We start from the raw sequence: 1,228 nt of genomic DNA, 5'->3' as shown, positions 1-1,228 counted from the left end.
ATCAAGAACAATGGCAAGATTTGCAGGATCGAGAAGCAGTTATTCGCTTAAATGAAACCCCGCCTTTTTTAGTGGTTGAAATTGTCAGTCCTTCGACCAAAAGCACCGATCGCCGCGCCAAACGTGCCGAATATAGCGTCTTAAATATTCCTGAATATTGGATTGTCGATCCAATTGATTCGCAGGTGATTGTTTGTTCTTTAGTAGAAGGATTATACGATGCAGAAGAATTTGCAGGAGGCGATCGCCTTATTTCCCCAACCTTTCCCGAACTTATTCTAACTGCCGCACAAGTTTTACAAAGCGCTAGTTAAGAAACTTTATTTTTTATTCACCTAATTCTCTCAGCATTTTTGGTAAATCTTCCTTGAGAAATACAGTCATTTGTCCGCTATGAGAACTGCTATCTTCATTTTTAGTTAAGTCCAACCAATAAGCAAAGCGAGTTCCCAAACGCAATTCTCCTTCTCTTCCTCCCAAACCAGGCAAATTTAAACGTCGAGACATTTCCAAAGTGTCCGCAGAGGGATAAATGCGAACAATTTGTGCATTTTGATAATCCGTATAAATATCCAACCCATAAATAACTCGCAAGGCTTCTTCTAACCTCGGTAGAGAAACCCCATTAATTAAATCGTAAAGGGAAAAATTTTCACTGCGAATAATTCCAGGATTTCCTAAGAAACTAATGCGACCTGGTGGCAAAACAGAAGCGCGAAACTCAAAGCGTTGGGCTGCGGTGTCAGTGCGTCGTACTGTTAAACCATCACCGCTATTTGTAGGCTGTAACGTCGGATTTCCGGCGATCCAAGCGGCTACAGTTTCTGTACGCTGACCGGGTAAACTCCAAGCAGGAGAGGCGATCGCGCCAAAAACTAAACCCAAGCATCCTAGTGTAGATAAATAGCGTAAGCAAAAAGAGCGAGCATTCATAAGTATTAATCGGTAAAAGTGAATGGTGAATGGGTGAAAATTCCTCCTTTCCCCAAAGAATGAAAAAATATATTTCTCAACATTAATTATGCAGCGATCGCAACGTGCTAAGTTTATAGGGCTAAGTTGGTTCTGATGGGGAACAGCCATCAGACGCGAGGGGGAAAAACCAGTGCAAATCTGGTGCTGTCCCGCAACTGTCAGGAACCTCAGCCTAAAGGCGTGAGGCTTGAAAGAGAAATCTGACAAGCCATTCTGACCAGACTAAGTACCCAGCGTACTACGTTATTTGGGT

The 1,228-nt window shown here is 42.7% G+C and carries 2 protein-coding genes and 1 riboswitch; of the genes, one reads left to right on the top strand and one right to left on the bottom strand.

The window, feature by feature from the left end; translation table 11 throughout:
* On the top strand, positions 1 to 314 hold a 314-nt coding region (locus JUI58_RS19110), incomplete at its 5' end, for a Uma2 family endonuclease (protein ID WP_204105405.1).
* 13 nt (positions 315 to 327) lie between these two features.
* Here the strand turns inward: JUI58_RS19110 and JUI58_RS19105 are convergent.
* Positions 328 to 933, bottom strand: coding sequence for a hypothetical protein (locus JUI58_RS19105; RefSeq protein ID WP_239121580.1), 606 nt, complete (start codon positions 931 to 933; stop codon positions 328 to 330).
* Between the two features lie 107 nt (positions 934 to 1,040).
* Positions 1,041 to 1,165, top strand: a riboswitch (cobalamin riboswitch).
* Positions 1,166 to 1,228 lie beyond the last annotated feature (63 nt).

The sequence above is a fragment of the Spirulina sp. CCY15215 genome, from assembly GCF_016888125.1.
In the GTDB taxonomy this organism is placed as follows: domain Bacteria; phylum Cyanobacteriota; class Cyanobacteriia; order Cyanobacteriales; family Spirulinaceae; genus CCY15215.
The sequence above is the reverse complement of the archived record's forward strand: the minus strand, read 5'-3'. Positions and strand labels throughout refer to the sequence as shown.